We start from the raw sequence: 16,566 nt of genomic DNA, 5'->3' as shown, positions 1-16,566 counted from the left end.
TCGACTAATGAGTAGTTAAAAAAACCCGGGGGATTTTATCATGCCTAACACTAGAATAAGTGATTGGTTTCATCAATATAGTAATGATCTATATCAATTTTTAATTTATTACATTGGATCCAGTGATGTCGAGGATTTAGTACAAGAAGTTTTTATTAGGGCAATTAAGAATATGGATTCCTTTGAAGAGAAATCGAGTCCGAAGACATGGCTATTTAGTATTGCCAGACATATAGCCATAGATGAAATAAGGAGAAAACAAAGGTTGAAAATTAAAAATTTAATCTTAATGGGGAATCAAGAATCGCACCAATCCAAATCCCCAGAAAGTTTTCTAAAATTGAGTGAGACAAATAAAGATTTATACGATGCTATTCAACAACTAAAGAAAAACTATCGAGATGTCATCATACTACGTGGGATTAAAGAATTATCAGTAGAGGAAACGGCGGAGATCCTGAATTGGAAGAATGAAAAAGTGAGATTAACCTTTCATAGGGCCATAAAAGCATTACAAAAAGAGAAAGAGAGGTTTATGTAATGTCAAACGAAAAACACAATGACTTACTAAACGAGCTAAGAGAACTACCGAAGCCTATTTTGCAAAAGCAGGTTCAGGAGCAAATGCTTGTTGAAATCCATTCGTTCTCTGCCAAACACGAAAAGAGAAAAAGGTGGGAAAAAAATATGATGAAAGTATATGCTGGTTTGGCAACAACCGCAGCAGCTGCCGTAATTGCCATATCGTTTTTTACTTTTAATAATGCTTTCGTTGAAGATAGTATCAATTCCGATAAACCAGGGGCACCAACCGAACAAACAGATCTTAATACTAAGGCACCTACTCAAAGTCAGACTCTTGATCCAATTGATTTAGCATTGCCTGAACATCAAATAGGAATAGAGGATGTATATTTTGGAATTCCTTTCAAAAAAGCAGAAGTGTTTATTGATAGAAGAATAGAAGGGGACTATACAATAGTCGATATTCGTGATAAAAAAACAAATGAACTTCTTTATAGATATGGGGAGTCATTAGGTGATTCGAATGAAAAATTGGTGTTTAGGGAGGTTATTTCCGAAAAATCACATACAACGATTCGGATGCAAGTCATTGTAGAAATAGATAAGACAACGGGTACGATTACAAAAGCTAATAAAACAAATGTAACCTATTCACCTGAGCCATATAAAGTGGATGGAGAGATGATTCATTCAGGGTCAAGATCAGGTAAATTCCCAGCAGAAAAGGTAGAGGTTCTAGCTAATATTTCCATTAGAGCTGATCAAGTAGAGGGACCTGAAGTTGTGGAAAATGAGGTAGTCTATGAAGGATATGTGATAGGAGTTATTAAGGTAGACTAAAAATAAAAAGAGGCTGACTATGGATCGTTAACCGCGATTCGATATGTTAACCTCTTTTTTTGTGGCATTTTCCTGCACTCATAGCATATAATAAAGTTTGCTATTCTCATATTTTTCAACTAAGGGGAACTTGAATGAAACAAACTTATAGTACAAAAGAAAAAATAAAGCTCTTATTTGTATTATTAATTCCGATTTTGATTACGCAGCTTGGTATGTTTTCCATGGTCTTCTTTAACACCATCATGTCAGGGAAATATAATGCTACCGATTTGGCTGGTGTAGCTATTGGCTCGGCTATTTGGAATCCCGTCTTTACGGGGTTAAGTGGAATCCTTCTAGCGGTTTCACCGATTGCGGCACAGAAATTTGGAGAAAAGAAAAATAAAGAGGTTTCCTCGGTCCTGTCACATGGTATTTATCTTGCGGTAATTATAGCAGTAATAGTACTCCTAATCGGATTTTTCTTGTTGAATCCTATTTTAGATCTAATGAATTTGCCATCAACTGTACGAGGAGTGGCATATGAATATTTGATTGGTTTAAGTTTTGGTATCATTCCGCTGTTTGTATTTAATGTATTAAGGTCCTTTATTTATGCGTTAGGAAAAACGCGAGTGGTGATGGTGATTTTACTATGTTCATTACCAATCAATTTCATTTTAAACTATGTTTTTATATTTGGGCGCTTTGGGTTTCCAGAACTAGGTGGATCAGGGGCAGGTTATGCAACATCGATTACCTTTTGGCTCATAGCTGGAATGACCGCATTTATTCTTAAAACCCAACATCCTTTTTCGAATTATGCGAGTTTGTCCAATTTTAAAAAGTTTGAGCTTTCCAAATCTATGGAAATTTTAAAAATAGGTGTACCGATGGGACTTTCCATCTTTTTTGAAACGAGTATGTTTGCAGTAGTAACCTTTTTAATTAGTAAATTTAATATTACGACGATTGCAGCCTATCAAACTGCCTTAAATATTGTCGCCTTTTTGTATATGATACCGATGAGTATTTCAATGGCACAGACTGTTTTAGTTGGATTCGAAGTTGGTGCAGGGCGTTATAAGGATGCTAAATCCTATGCTTGGCTCGGAATTTATTTATCAATCGTCATTGCCATTGTTGCAGGATTGTTCGTTGTTATTTTCCGTACTGAAGTAGCTGGATTTTACTCAAATGACTCGGCAGTTATAATATTAACTGGGAAATTTCTGATCTATGCGCTGTTTTTTATGATATCAGACGCCATTCAGGCAACCGCATTAGCAGCATTACGGGGATATAAAGATGTTAATATTGCTTTTATTATGACCCTTATTGCCTATTGGCTGATTTGTTTACCAGTCGGATATTTTTTAGCCCATGAAACCAACCTTGGTGCTGCGGGCTATTGGATTGGGTTGACGGTTGGATTATTAGCGGCTGGAATATGCTTATCAATAAGACTCATTTACATTCAGAAACGAGTATTTAATAACGCACAATTAAAAGAAGTGATATAATAGGTAAGGTGCCAGAAGTTATCCAACTAGTTTGGAAGACCTCTGGCACCACGCTTTTTTGGCATGTTTTTACTAAGATAAGATATAATTTAATTAATGAATAATTTAGGTACCAACAGGAGGAAGTATGACTAAAAAGACTATTTGTTTTACTGGTGGGGGTTCAGCAGGTCACGTTACACCAAATATAGCGATTATTAATGAATTGGATCATCAAGAATGGAATATTAAATATATTGGCTCGAAAAAGGGAATTGAAAAGGAATTGATTACAAAAATAAATATTCCTTATCATGAAATTAGCAGTGGTAAGCTAAGAAGATATGTTGATTTCGAAAATGTAAAGGATATATTTAGAGTTTTAAGAGGATGTCTAGAGGCAAGGAAGATTTTGAAAAAGATGCGACCTAATTTAGTATTCTCAAAGGGTGGATTTGTTTCCGTACCAGTTATTGTGGCAGCTAGATCACTTGGGATTCCTATTTTTATCCATGAAAGTGACATGACACCTGGTTTAGCAAATAAAATATCACAACGATTTGCAACGAAAATCTTTACTTCATTCGAAGAGACAGAAAAATTTTTCCCGAAGAATCAAACAAGGGCAATTGGCTCACCTATTAGAAAAGAAATCTTAAATGGTTCACCCGAACAGGGTAGACGTTTTTTAGGATTTCATCATAAGCTACCTGTTTTGACTATTATGGGTGGAAGCTTAGGTGCTAAAAAAATCAATGAAGCTGTCAGGGAATCCATTCATGATTTAACCTCAAAATATCAAATTGTGCATTTGTGTGGAAAAGGGAATGTTGATCAAAGCTTAATAGGATTACCTGGTTATAAACAATTCGAATATATACATGAAGAGCTTCCTGATATTTTGGCCGTAACCGATACTGTTCTTACAAGAGGCGGCTCCAATGCTATTTTCGAATTTTTAGCATTGAAAATACCGATGTTAATTATTCCATTAAGTAAAGCACAAAGCAGGGGAGATCAAATCTTAAATGCAAAAAGCTTTGAAGAGAAGGGATACTCCCTGACATTAGAAGAAGAAAGTCTAACTAAAGAATCTTTGAAACAAACCTTAGAAAAATTAGAGAAAAACAGAGCCCAATTTAAGGAAACTATGGCTAAATCAGTGCAGGGTCAAGCGATTAAATTGATTCTAGAGGAAATAGCAAAAATAAAATAGTAGGATATCGGCAAAGGGGACGAGAGATGAATGATAAAAACGGGTGAAGGTTCTATTGCTTGGAATTCATTTAGTGAGTGTTCTGATCTGAAAAAGGTGGTTTGGATTGAAAATGGCATTCAAACCGTTATTGGTTCTACTTCTGAAGAAGTGGTTGTAGATAAAGGTAAAGATCTGCTGTATAGAAAACAAAGGTTGATATTTTTAAATCCAAATAAGCCAAATAGAACGGTGAATGTAACGCTTCATTTACCAACCTTTGAACCACTTGCCTGCACTGACCATGGTCAAAGAAATGTTTATCTAGATTATCATTCAAATGAGGTAGAAGTAGCTTTTGAAGAAGAAGGTATCGAAAATACAAACAAACATGTTTTAGAGGATGGAGTATTTGATTTATTTTCGATTGAATTGATACTTAGACTTTTGCCTTTGGAAAATGGTTATAAAAATGAGATAAAGGCTTTTAACCATATGGTTAACGATACAGTCATCGTCCGTATCGAGGTATTAGGTTTAGAAAAAATATTTGATGGTGCGCGGGAAGTCGATGCTTGGTGTGTGTCAGTATATATTGGTGAGAGTTTGCAAACTTATTGGGTGAGTAAGGATTTAAAGGAATTGCTGAAGCAATCTGTTAAGATTGGTGATGGGGTGTTTTTTGAGTTTGTTCGATAGGAACGTTTTGAGTAGGGTCTGCTAGTAGCGGGCCCTTTTTTTTTTGAATAAACCTTTTAAAGAATTTCCTGTTATGTAATAATATGGATTAATAGTTATACTTTGGGGGGATATTATTGAAGCTTGTTAGTAAACGGATTGGACTTGGACTTGTTATTTTTTTAGCATTTGGGTTAGCCATTTCTGCTATTATTCGTTATTTATTATTGGATCCTGCTAGCACAAATAAGACACTAATTGAACAAGGAATGGAATTATATGATTTTCACTATCAACCTTGGAATATCGTTTTATTGTTTCATATTGTAACAGCTTCACTTGCTATCGTAATAGGTCCGTTTCAATTCTTTAAGAAGATTCGTATTAAAAGGAAGAACTTACATCGAAATCTTGGGAAAATCTATATCACTACTATTCTTATAAGTGGGATTACTGGTGTTTATTTATCCTTTTATGCATTTGGAGGCATCATTTCAAAGATAGGCTTTTTTACATTATCGATAGCTTGGCTATATACTACTTATTTGGCATATAGACATGTACGAAATAAGCAATTCAAACTACATGAAAATTGGATGTACCGTAGCTATGCAGTAACATTCGTTGCTATAACCTTTCGATTCTGGTCAGCAGTTATAGGCTATTCATTTGATAATTTTCAACTCGGTTATACAGTAGCTATTTGGGTTAGTTTGATTGGGAATCTAGTAGTTATGGAGTTTTGGTTGAAGCGAAAATCTAGCAAGATTAAGTCAAGCAGACCTTCTATAATCTCGCAATAGACAATGTCGGCCACTATAAAAATGATAGCTAAGACCATTGGTCTTAGCTATCTATTTTTACTTGGTTAACTTTTTACCTCAGTTTTGCAATAAACATCAACAAAATGAGCAGGGTTCAATTTTTCACCTGTTACACGGCTAATTTTTTCATTCCAGTCATAGAGTGCAGCTGGTTTGAAGAATTGATTAATGAGCAATTCTCCAGTTTCTTTAGTGAAAAATTCAGGAGAAATATTCGTTTCAATGTAACGAAGAAGCTGTGCCGCCATTAATTCTCCTAGTAAATAGTTTTGATAATAAACAGGGGCAAGTGTAAAGTGAATTTTAGCAGCCCAATCTGGATTATCTGTTGAGTCAGGAGGAGTGACGAGCTGCACTTCATTCACGGTTTTCCACCATAATGCATTTAAGTCTTGATCAGGATTTTCGTATAACTCTTTTTCGAAAAATACAAAAGTAATAATCCATCTAGCTGAAACCAGCATTTGTAACTGTTGGTACTTTGCTAATTCAGGAGCAAGTTCATTTACGGTTGCTTCATCTACTTGTAAGAAGCGCTTTAACCAGCGTGGGTCTTTGCCCATTTTTCCAAATAACATCGCGATTGCTTCAGTTGTTAACGTATGACTTACTGTACGTAATCCGAATGGAAGGGCTGAATCTACATACTTGAAATAAGCCGCATGGCCAAATTCATGTAGGTTCGTTTCCATCCAATAAGCATCTTCCTGTAAGTTACACAGGACACGAACATCGCCTTCGCGGTCAATATCCGAGCAGAAGGCCGTTGGGTTTTTCTTTTCTCTTGGGAACAAATCACTTTTTGCATACAAATCATCAATTTCAATCCCTAATGAGTTAAATGTATCGGTTGTGATTTGAACAATATCCTTCCCTTTGTAAAAAGGATCTAAATTGGTGGAATCAGATGGTGGAGCCTCTTGGAAAAATGGGTCGACATAATGCCAAGGGCGAATGTCTTCTGTATTGATGCCAAATTTAGTTGCTAAACGCTCATCTAGTTCTTTCTTCATCGAGCGGTAGGATTCATCTGATTGAGCAATGAGTTCGTTGAAAATAGCGAATACTTCATCACGGTCCAGTTCTTGAAGGGCAAAGCCCATTTGATGATGGTTATCATAACCAAGAAGTTGTGCTGCTTCATTGCGCTTTTTCACAAGCTCAAGCAGGTCTTTTTCTACGACTTTTCCAACTTCCTTACTTGCAAACCAAACTTTTTTGCGTAATTCTTGGTCAAAACTATTAATTAAAATGTCGCGAATTTCATTGGCAGAATACTTCTTGCCATCTACTTCAGGCGAGTATGTGTTAAATAATAAGTTTAGTTCTGAAGAGCGCTTTGATAAGTCAGCAATCACTTCTTCAGGAAGTTGGTTGCCTTCCATTTCACTTAGAAGTAGTTGAAGCTGACGTTTTTCGATCTCCGATAAGTTTTCAGTAGTTAGAAATTGCTTTGTTTTTTCGTATGTATCCTTTGAAGAGAATAACAAATTAAATTTGGTTGCAGCATCACTTAATTTAGCCGCCCACTCAGGATCTCCAGTTGTTTGTGCCATCCAGCTGGCTTGAGTTGCATCCTTATATAATGATTGCATTTTGATATTAAAATCTTGTAAAAATGATTGCAGTGTTTCCATATGTATCGCTACCTTTCTATGTTAAAGTTCCACAATAATTACACTATTAAGAATTCGATAAAAATATGCTTAAACCTTCTTTTGTTATATGAAATTAAATAGGCTAGTAAAAAACAACTTCTGCGGTTTTCCTGCAGAAGTTATAACCGTTATTCTCTACTCAAAAATGGCTTGATTTTTGGAAAAACCTTTAATGCTGTACTGTAAAATACTTGCTCATGAAATTCCTCTGGGATGAGTTTTTTTATAAACTCAATATAAGGAGCGATTGGAATAAGCGGCCAGTCGGTTCCGAACAATAGTTTATCGTAAGAATCAGCAAATACTAACGCATGGCGCAAATGGTCTAAAAAACGACCTTCACTTTTTTGTTTCAGATCCACTTCTGTTCCTACGATTAAGCCTGATAGGTCCGCGTACACATTTGGATTCTTATAAATGATTTCAGCACCTGTAATTGTCCAAGGATCACCGAAATGAGCCATCATGAAATTGACATCCCGGTTTTTCACGGCAACTTCATCAATTGCGAGCGGATGGGAATACTTCAGGAAACCACGCTCTGAATAAGTGTCACCTGTATGAAATACGACTGGCAGTTGATATTTTGCTGCAAGTCTATAGACAGGCTCATAAACTTCATCATAGGCATAAAAAGGGTAATAGCCTAGATAGATTTTGATACCAACCACATTTGGTTTCTGAATTTCATTTTCCAAACGTGCTAATGCATCTGTGCCTAGGTCATAAGGATTTACCCCCGCACAAAAAACAATATTTGCTGGAATATCCGCTTCAAGGTCTAAACCCATAGGTGTGATAGCTTCATAATCTGGAAATCCCATTTTATCTGTTTCCGTTACACCCATTCCAATTCCAAGGACAACGTTTGCCTCATCATATTCCTTCACAATCCCTTTGTTCGAATAATCTACAAATGAAAGCTTTTCAGCTGTTTCATAAAACGATTTAATATTGGATAAATGCATATGGGCATCGATAATTTTCATTTTTTCTCCTTTTTTAAAAAAAGGGTGGGGGAACAAATCGTTCACACCACCACAAATATTAAAATTGAATTCTTCTAAGCTTCTTAAGTAGTGTAGCAGAAAGCACTCGTTCGTCAAAGAACAAAAATAATGGAGCTGTTTTCGTTCCATTCTTATTAGGAATGGCAGATTGAACAGCAAGCAATTGGAATGCATCCTTATTTGTATAGGCTTCCGAATACTGGGAGTATAGGCTTGGAACAAGATAAAGCTTTTCAGGTTTTGTTACTGAAGCTATATAGCTATCGGTATCAAAATGAAAAGGATGCTCTTGAATTCCAGTAACATAATTTTTTGTCTGTTGGTCACCGTTAACGTTGACCGATAAATTCGGTAAGTCTTCTCCGCCAATAAAGAAATCAGTGGACCATGTTTCTTCTTTTAGATTTTTCCCCGCACTGTCTTTCACTTCAAGATAAGAAGCTAGAACTGGAATACCAGGGAGCATAAGGTAGTATTGGATATAACGAACACCTTTCCACTGGGGATGCTCATGAATATCCGTGTGAATGGCAATACCACTCCATTTGTTTCCTTGTTGATCAAATTTCTCTACTGAGAAAGCTGTATGTTTTTCCTTTTTGAGTGAAAATGTATTAGCTCCAGTAGGTGCTGTTTTTATTCCACCTGCCCAAGGGTTCCACCAGCTCTTAGCGGTTAGGTTTGGAAACGAATGGTCAAGCCATTCTTTGCCATTCACGTTTAGTGAATAGATCCCAGGGTAAAAATCAGGAGCAGCTTTAATAGAAATCGATCCGTTCCTCACTTCAATTATTTCAAAACCATCTACAACAGAAGTATTACTTGTAACAGTCTCATTTGTAGGAGACAAAATCAGCTCTTTAAACTGAGTTGTCATACTTTTCTCTTTAAATTCTCCTTCGATAATGGTGACAGGATACACATTGGATTGGATTTTAAAGGAATAGTCTGTTGTTTCAGCCTCTGCAGAAATCGTATCATTTAATAATTCATGGTCATTTAAAGTAACATGTAACTGACCATCTAAATAACTATTTCGATGTGTTTTGAGCGAAAAACTTAAGTCTGAATTGACAATCAAATCTTGACTCTCAAAACAGTGTTCAGAACTTATTTCTGATTTTTCAACAATATCAGCTTCATTAGCAAATGCTCTAAAGTCTTCCCATTTCGTAAAGGCACCAATGCTCAAAACAACCTTTTCCGTTTCGTTCTTTTCATTCGGAGCAAGAGAACCCAATTCATCCTCAATTACAAATTGCCAGCCATCTGGTGTTCCTTTACTGTTCTCGGACCAAGCTATTCCGATTGCTTCTGGTGTGTTTTCTGAGAAATACCAGTTTCCAGTTAAACTGTTTGGCTTCAAATCACCAAATTCAATGATTCTTTTTTCGGAAAAATAAACTACCTGGTCGTCAAGTGGAAAATAGGTCGTGCCTAGCTCATGAAATTGTGGCATGCTAATCGCAACATCATTATGAGTATTCAATCCTCGGTTTTCAATTTCAATCCATTTGTGAACAATTCCATCTCCAAACAGTTGGACCATTTGAGTTAAAAATAATCCTTCCATTTCACCTGACTCAAGTTCCATTTTTAATAAAATAGACGTTTCGGTAGTCTCCCAAGATACAGAGTTTGGCTTTTTCTTTGTAAATTCGTTCGCATATGGTTTACCTAATTTAGGAGGGAAGAAGGCAAGTGGCTGCTTTTTAAGAGAATTCTTTGCAACAGTCATGAGCAAATCCCTTTTTCGAACATTCGCTTGGAGCAAGCCATTATAAATATGCCAATAATCTTTCGATTCGCCACCGAATTTTTCACCTAACCCTTTAAATGCGATGCTGATTTCTTGGTCAAACTGTAGCTCAGTCCCATCGGGTTGTTGCGCTTTAATTTGAAGTGTCGGTTGAAAAAAACCATGCTTTTTAACTACGAGAGGTACCTTGATATTTTTTCGTGCCCCTGCAGGAATTTGGGCGGAAATATGATTGCTTGATAGGGAAACCTGGTCACTCGTTGGAAAAAGGATTTCAAACGCTGCTTCTTCCTTTAAATTGTTCTTAACAACCAATTCAATGTCAGTTTCCTTATTTAAATAACATAGATTCCCTGAATAGGATGCTTCAATTTTAGCAGGTTGAACAGGGAAGACACCTAGTCTTAGTTCACACTCCTGCCCATCAATCCAAACTGTTATATTTACGAAAGGATGCGTTCTCCAGGCACTTGGCTCTTCGCCAGGTTTGATCAAAACGTTTTCTGAAATGACTGCTTCCTTTTCGACCATTATTTCAGTTTCTACTGAATATTGAACTCGTTCATTACTTGAACCAGCAGCTTTAAAGGAAACTGGATTACCTGTTTTATTAATGAATTTAATTTCGAAAGTCTGTTGAACTTGTTCAATTAATTCATGGTCTTTGGAGCTCAGTTGTAACATGAATTCATCCGTTTCAATCAGACTAATTCCACGACCTGTTCGTTCGAATTGAACACGGGCAAATTTATCTTCATTTTTCCAGCTGTACTCATAGAAAGTAAAACCATTTTCTTTCGTGCCATCAGGCTTTACTTCAATAATACGATCACTTGAATTATACCAATCTAACTCGGAAAAGACCTGACGTAATAAAGGCGTGTTAAGTACCTGTGGAATAAAGTTCATCAGATGTGTCGTGTCATCACGATCTTCCCAAAAGAAACCACATTTCTTGTAAAGTGGAACTGCTTTCGTATTACCTGGCCAAGTATATAAATCAAGACGAGGCCAACCTAGTTCTATTGTCTTTTCTAGTGCACGTAAAAGAAGCATTTTTCCAATCTTTTTCCCATGGTAGTCCGATCGTACGTTTAGTAGGGGAATATAGAGAGAACCTGAATCCTCTTTATATTCAGATAATCCGCAATACCCCACTACCTCTTCACCATCAATTGCCAAATAAAGCTCAATGTTATCGGAATTAGCTTCCTTCTTTTTCACTTGTTCTTCTGTCATGACACGGGTATCGCCACCCCAGCCGTCACGGCTTAAATTCCACATTTTAGCAACTTCTTTTGCCCAGCCTTCATTGTACTGGATGATTTCAATTGCATTTTTTACATGAGTCATTATTTTTCTCCTCCAACTACGTGACTTCGTTCCTTTTGTCAAAAGTAATTTGATTTTTTGGTGTGTTCATCGTGCATCTCCTCCTTTTTAGATTAGGAATGTTTTTCATTCCATTATTTATGGTAAATGGAAATGTTGGGCTTGTAAAGAATATTAGAAATATTTTCAAATTGATGTTAGGATAAAATCAATATGAACTTATAAAGGAGGGGGAAGGATGAAGGCTCCACAATCAATCCTTACTACATGGCGTAAGTTTGATGAATTTCCAATGGAAACTTTAACAAAGGCTTGGTTTTACCATAGAGCGGATAATCTTCGACAACGGTCTGTTTCTCAAATGAGGGAGCACCGAATGCAATATGGCATTAGTGGTAATTGTTTTGATTTGGCTCTCTGGCTTTTGGATGAATTTCAGCGGGATGGGATTCAGGCGTATCCAATCGGTCATGACATTGGAACAGAAGATGCACATGTAGCGGTTATGGCTCTTGATGAAAATGGCCAGCGTTATTTATGTGATTTGGGAGATCAGTGGTTGAATCCGATATTAATTGATGTTGAAAGTGAAGACTATTCTAATGAAAAGTGCAGAGGCTTTTTTCCAGCTGCAGAAGTGCAGATTGTTCCAGTAGAGAAGGAAATTGAAGTCATCTATCATCGACCGAATGGGAAGATTTCTAAGCAAGTATACGTAATTGAACCAATTGATAGGGATATCTTTTTAGAGGCAGCAGAATACTGCCAAAATCATGTAAATGAAAAACCACTTTTAGAAGTCAGAAAGCCTTATAAAAATGAAATAGCACACTGGGAGTTTTATAATTGGCAAAGTTTTTTAAGTACAACTGATGGGATTTTTCATGATTCACCTTTAGGGAAAGTAGAGGAATGGGTAGAAAGGATTAATAAAATGACAGGTTTTAGGAAGGAATTTTTACTAGAAGCAATTAGAATTTATGAGGACATGTAGAATGAATTTCCTAAAGGTAATTAAAATTAGAAGGAAATATATCCAAAATAAAGAAATATTAAGCAGGGCCTGTTTGCGAATATTTTTAGGTGGATTAGGCATCTTCTTTTATGCCATCTGGAATACGTTTTTTAAACTAAAAGTATTTTAACACACTAAAGCACTGAGGGACAGTCCCTCAGTGCTTTAGTGTGTTAAAATGAAGGTTTTGACTAATTTATTTGTATTACCTTTAAAGTGGAAGAAATGGGGATTATTTTCATCATCAAATACCATTAAATAAGGTGTCTCATCTTTGGTAAAGATAATGATGACTTCATCTACCAATTCAGTGATCCATTCATTATTAATTTGAACGGAAGGTTCTAATGGTATTTTAATCATGTAACCTTGATTTGGGATTGGTTTAACTTTCACAAAAATACCGTTAATTCCATTTAGATAATCCTTAGCTGCTTTTTGAAAAAAAGTATTTGAAGGTACCACTTGAGTAACCGTATCCTTTTGGATATCAAAAAGCTCTACATTTTTAATTCCTTGAGCGTTATTGGAGGGGCTATATAAAAAAACGATTGAAAAAAGTATTATCATGATTTTTTTCTTCATCTAGCAACACCTCGTAGTTAGTTTGCTCGTTAGGTGAGAAAAAACAGCTGCCTCTTATTGGGAGGTTTTTTTGTGAACTAAAAAAGTTATAAATGGGGTGTTGTAAATTAGAAAAACAGGACTATTTTTAGGAATAATGGCAGGTATCTTCAGTATTTCTTTATGGTTAGTATTAATTTTTTATAATCCTTATTCTACGCCAACTTATGAATTTGCGGTAATTACATTCCTTATGTTATTTCTTCCTTCTTGTTTAGCCATCGTTGCTTCATTTACATCAAGAAAATTCTTAATGTTAATTGCTTTTCTATGGTCATTTCCAATTAGTTTATATTTAATCGGTACACCTTCGATTTTTGCTTTGTTTGGAGTCTTGAGTCTTATCTATTTAATTAGTTTCCTTTTTATGCTGTTACCTAGGAAAGGAAGGAAATTAGAACAATAGCTATTTTAGTTAACGGTAAAATGGTAATTAATTTATGTAAAAGGATAATAATGATGTTGAAATTCCAAAATAAAACGCTATTGAAAGAAGGGAATGAAAGAACAGTAGCGAAAAAATTATGAATCCTAAAATTGAATGTGAGGTATTGAAATGTCACCACCAAAGCATATTGTTTCTGCTGCAACAATCGTACTTAATGATCAAAATGAAATTTTGTTAATAAAAGGTCCTCGGAGAGGTTGGGAAATGCCTGGTGGACAGGTCGAAGAAGGGGAGTCATTGAAGGACGCTGCAATCAGGGAAACATTAGAAGAAAGTGGAATAGAGATTGAAGTAGTTAAATTTTGTGGAGTTTTTCAAAATGTTAGTGCGTCTATTTGTAACACTCTGTTTTTGGCTAGACCTGTCGGAGGTATACCAACTACTTCACCAGAGAGTTTGGAAGTAGGTTTTTTTCCGATCGAGAAAGCCTTGGAAATGGTCAATTGGAAAAATTTCAGACAAAGAATTGAGTATTGTTTAGATGAAAAACTACACCCATTCTTAATTGAATTTTAATTTTATTGAGCTATTATCGAAAATAAAAAACTACTCCAAAGCGATGGAGTAGTTTTTTATTTTATTTCTTCACCAATTTCGAAGGATTATTTATTTTATAAGGAACAGATACCTCTAAAAGGAATGCCTCATCCTCAACTTCCTTACCCTTAGGAAGACTTTTTTTCACGATTTTTCCGTCGAATTCGAGCTGATCACCAGGTGAGAGTTCAAATTTCTTCAGTGTTTTACTATGTGCACACCATGCTAATCCAATCTCGACAGGGTCATCTTGCTCAATTTTAACGTTTTCGAGCACAATTACTTCATCGTTTTCTTCATTAAAATGATTCCAGCTAAGTGCAAGTTGTTTGACACTTCCTGAAAAATGAACTTTATCTTCAGGAAGAACTAGTTTTGCTGGTTTCTCTTTTTTGGGCTTTGGTGTTTTTGCTTTTGTTTCTTTTGGAGCAGGGATGTCTTGAACCTCGAATGTATCCTCAGAAATAAGCTCTATATTTGCTGTGGCTCCTGTGGTATCAGCGTTTTCAACTGCCACTTCTTTGGCCACGTCGCCCCCAGCTGGCGCTTTGAGCTCTTTACCAAAACCGGATGATTGCATTTCCTTCAAATAGGCTGGGTGTATGCAAGTTAGATTCCCGTCCTGAAATTCAATCACTAATGTATTGTACTCAGATTTAACTCCAAAAATTTCATATCCTACAATTTTAACGAGACGTTGATGGGTTCTTTCCTTGTACCAGAACTCTTTTTTTGCACTAAGTCCCCATTCTTTTACTTTTTCAGCGTAATGAGCTTGATCCTGAAATCGTTCAAATTCACCTTTAGGGGGAAGATAGGTGGTTAAATGGGAATCTTCTATATGAGGCAATAGGACTGCCATGATTCCACATCCTTTCTTGTCCAATTTATAGTCAAAATAAACTCTAAATTATTTCGATTCATCCTTCTTAGATTCCTCTTTTTCCATATTAAACCACAATGGTTCTTCGTCATCGACATCTCCATTATAGTTAATTAGAATCTCTTCACCAGCTTTAATATCCTTATAAGCATAAAAGTCAAAAGTGTGGTTATCGAAATTAATATCATACGTTGCATTTGGCGTGTAGGAATGGTTAAACAGCATACCATATCCTAAAAGGAGCGCCGTATGGTTAATTCCATATTCAAACGCATAATCAGCAAGTAATGTTTTTTCTATATGAACATGCTCAGCATTTGGATATGAAATAACGGGTGCTTCGTGTATTAATTCCCCTTTAGCTATATCTCTTTTCGCAAAAACTCCTCTATTAAACTCTCCATCGCTAAGTGTTGAAGTTTTGATTTCAATCATATTAGTCACCTTCTCGTATTTTTTCTTTGAAGTACTTCTTATTAGTTTGCCAGTAGATTAGGTTGAATGCAACTTTTTCAACGAATCATGCTACAATTTGCATAAATTCTATAGACGAGGTGATGGAAGTGGAAATCAGCTGGAAAGAAATTTCGAACGATAACTTATTTTATTTAGACCAGGTCTTTGAGCTATATGATCAATCCTTTCCACTTGAAGTGAGGGAACCACATGATATTTTCTTACAAAGTCTTAAGTATGCGACGAAGGCTTATCCGAATAACTTCCGATTATTAGTTGGATTAAGTGGGAAAGCACTTGTATCATTCGCGACTGGACATTATTTAGCAGATGTAAACACAGGGTTTGTTGTTTATATTGCAACCAATCCACTATTCCGTACTAATGGTATTGGAACAAAGACGTTATTGAAAATAGAGGAAATATTAAATAAAGATGCAGTTTTAGCAGGGAATTCGTCGTTAAGAGCAATGATTTTGGAAACCGAATCACCAAACTGGGCAGAGACAGTAATAGATAGAGAAGAGTGTTTAAAGAGAAATGGATTTTTTCGAAAAAATGGCTATAAGCAATACCTTGAAATGGAATATGTTCAACCTCCCTTACATAATGATGATAAAAGTATACCCCTCAATCTCTTTATGAAGGTAAAGGAAAAGGATTATCTAAATAAGGAAGAGGTAAGGAACATAATTCATACTATCTATTATGAGAAATATTACATAGTAAATAACATTGATAAAGAACTTCTTATTCGTTGTTTAAATGAAATAGGAATAAATCGGAGGGATAGTAGATGGAAATTAAAGAAATAATAGAAAATCGTCGTATCATAAAAAAATTCAAACAGGATCCTGTTGATTTAGACTTGTTAAAATCTTGGTTACAAGTAGCAACGTGGGCTCCAAATCATCGAATGACCGAGCCGTGGGAAGTTTTATTTTTAGGGCCAGATACGAGAGCTAAACTTAATCATAAGACAAATTTTGGTCAAGCACCCATTGCGATAGCTATACTTTCAAAACATGGATCAACAGAAATCGAAAAAAATGAAAACATGGTAGCAGTATCGTGCTTTATCCAGAACTTTATGCTTTTAGCCTGGTCAAATGGAGTAGGAACTTCATGGTCATCTATCGGTGTTGCGCAATCCGTTAGGAAAATGTTACATGTTGCAGATGATTATGAGGTAGTTGGGATATTTGGAGTAGGTTATCCAGAAGAAATACCTTTAGTAAAAAACCGCACTAAGATTGATAACAAAATTACACATTTAGATTAGTCCTAAATGAAGAGTC

General features: G+C 35.7%; 17 protein-coding genes. 11 read left to right on the top strand and 6 right to left on the bottom strand.

Features of this window, described 5'->3' with window-relative positions; translation table 11 throughout:
- The first annotated feature begins 40 nt into the window (after positions 1 to 40).
- The 6 genes from LRP83_RS12240 (at position 41) to LRP83_RS12215 (ending at position 5,525) form a co-directional block, all read left to right on the top strand.
- A complete protein-coding gene (locus tag LRP83_RS12240) occupies positions 41 to 541 on the top strand; it encodes an RNA polymerase sigma factor (protein ID WP_230496979.1) in 501 nt (166 codons plus the stop codon).
- Entirely contained in the window at positions 541 to 1,365 is an 825-nt protein-coding gene (locus tag LRP83_RS12235; protein WP_230496978.1) for a hypothetical protein, read from the top strand. Before LRP83_RS12240 ends, LRP83_RS12235 begins: the two co-directional genes overlap by 1 nt.
- Positions 1,366 to 1,499: 134 nt before the next feature.
- Positions 1,500 to 2,870 carry an MATE family efflux transporter gene (locus LRP83_RS12230; protein WP_230496977.1) on the top strand — a complete coding sequence of 457 codons (1,371 nt, stop codon included), beginning with the start codon at positions 1,500 to 1,502 and terminating at the stop codon, positions 2,868 to 2,870.
- Between the two features lie 127 nt (positions 2,871 to 2,997).
- On the top strand, positions 2,998 to 4,065 hold the full coding sequence (gene murG, locus LRP83_RS12225; protein ID WP_230496976.1) for an undecaprenyldiphospho-muramoylpentapeptide beta-N-acetylglucosaminyltransferase: 1,068 nt from the start codon (positions 2,998 to 3,000) through the stop codon (positions 4,063 to 4,065).
- Positions 4,066 to 4,095: 30 nt separating this feature from the next.
- On the top strand, positions 4,096 to 4,743 hold the full coding sequence (locus LRP83_RS12220) for a DUF3108 domain-containing protein (protein ID WP_230496975.1): 648 nt from the start codon (positions 4,096 to 4,098) through the stop codon (positions 4,741 to 4,743).
- A 116-nt stretch (positions 4,744 to 4,859) separates the two neighbouring features.
- On the top strand, positions 4,860 to 5,525 hold the full coding sequence (locus tag LRP83_RS12215) for a DUF2306 domain-containing protein (protein ID WP_230496974.1): 666 nt from the start codon (positions 4,860 to 4,862) through the stop codon (positions 5,523 to 5,525).
- A gap of 65 nt (positions 5,526 to 5,590) precedes the next feature.
- Here LRP83_RS12215 and LRP83_RS12210 read toward each other — a convergent pair whose 3' ends face one another.
- From LRP83_RS12210 to LRP83_RS12200, 3 genes are all read right to left on the bottom strand, one after another.
- Entirely contained in the window at positions 5,591 to 7,183 is a 1,593-nt protein-coding gene (locus LRP83_RS12210; protein ID WP_290369544.1) for a M2 family metallopeptidase, read from the bottom strand.
- Between the two features lie 149 nt (positions 7,184 to 7,332).
- The gene (locus LRP83_RS12205) at positions 7,333 to 8,193 is read right to left on the bottom strand and encodes an amidohydrolase family protein (RefSeq protein WP_230496972.1); all 861 of its coding nucleotides are present in this window, start codon (positions 8,191 to 8,193) and stop codon (positions 7,333 to 7,335) included.
- 58 nt (positions 8,194 to 8,251) lie between these two features.
- Complete coding sequence (locus tag LRP83_RS12200; RefSeq protein WP_230496971.1) at positions 8,252 to 11,326, bottom strand: GNAT family N-acetyltransferase; 3,075 nt, start codon at positions 11,324 to 11,326, stop codon at positions 8,252 to 8,254.
- A gap of 217 nt (positions 11,327 to 11,543) precedes the next feature.
- Between LRP83_RS12200 and LRP83_RS12195 the strand changes: the two genes are divergently transcribed.
- Positions 11,544 to 12,299, top strand: coding sequence for a hypothetical protein (locus LRP83_RS12195; protein WP_230496970.1), 756 nt, complete (start codon positions 11,544 to 11,546; stop codon positions 12,297 to 12,299).
- Between the two features lie 186 nt (positions 12,300 to 12,485).
- On the opposite strand, the gene LRP83_RS12190 is transcribed toward LRP83_RS12195, so the two are convergent.
- On the bottom strand, positions 12,486 to 12,905 hold the full coding sequence (locus LRP83_RS12190; protein WP_230496969.1) for a hypothetical protein: 420 nt from the start codon (positions 12,903 to 12,905) through the stop codon (positions 12,486 to 12,488).
- Between the two features lie 136 nt (positions 12,906 to 13,041).
- Between LRP83_RS12190 and LRP83_RS12185 the strand changes: the two genes are divergently transcribed.
- Both LRP83_RS12185 and LRP83_RS12180 read left to right on the top strand, forming a co-directional pair.
- Positions 13,042 to 13,350, top strand: coding sequence for a hypothetical protein (locus tag LRP83_RS12185; protein WP_230496968.1), 309 nt, complete (start codon positions 13,042 to 13,044; stop codon positions 13,348 to 13,350).
- A gap of 150 nt (positions 13,351 to 13,500) precedes the next feature.
- Positions 13,501 to 13,908 (top strand): NUDIX hydrolase, encoded by a 408-nt coding sequence (locus LRP83_RS12180; RefSeq protein WP_230496967.1) that lies wholly within the window; start codon positions 13,501 to 13,503, stop codon positions 13,906 to 13,908.
- A 61-nt stretch (positions 13,909 to 13,969) separates the two neighbouring features.
- On the opposite strand, the gene LRP83_RS12175 is transcribed toward LRP83_RS12180, so the two are convergent.
- Complete coding sequence (locus tag LRP83_RS12175; protein ID WP_230496966.1) at positions 13,970 to 14,791, bottom strand: hypothetical protein; 822 nt, start codon at positions 14,789 to 14,791, stop codon at positions 13,970 to 13,972.
- 48 nt (positions 14,792 to 14,839) lie between these two features.
- Positions 14,840 to 15,247, bottom strand: coding sequence for an SET domain-containing protein (locus LRP83_RS12170; protein ID WP_230496965.1), 408 nt, complete (start codon positions 15,245 to 15,247; stop codon positions 14,840 to 14,842).
- A 122-nt stretch (positions 15,248 to 15,369) separates the two neighbouring features.
- Here LRP83_RS12170 and LRP83_RS12165 point away from each other — a divergent pair, with 122 nt between their 5' ends.
- Complete coding sequence (locus LRP83_RS12165) at positions 15,370 to 16,083, top strand: GNAT family N-acetyltransferase (protein ID WP_230496964.1); 714 nt, start codon at positions 15,370 to 15,372, stop codon at positions 16,081 to 16,083.
- Positions 16,065 to 16,550, top strand: coding sequence for a nitroreductase family protein (locus tag LRP83_RS12160; RefSeq protein ID WP_230496963.1), 486 nt, complete (start codon positions 16,065 to 16,067; stop codon positions 16,548 to 16,550). Before LRP83_RS12165 ends, LRP83_RS12160 begins: the two co-directional genes overlap by 19 nt.
- Positions 16,551 to 16,566: the final 16 nt, after the last annotated feature.

The sequence above is a fragment of the Pseudoneobacillus rhizosphaerae genome, from assembly GCF_917563885.1.
In the GTDB taxonomy this organism is placed as follows: Bacteria; Bacillota; Bacilli; order Bacillales; family Cytobacillaceae; genus Pseudoneobacillus; species Pseudoneobacillus rhizosphaerae.
The sequence above is the reverse complement of the archived record's forward strand: the minus strand, read 5'-3'. Positions and strand labels throughout refer to the sequence as shown.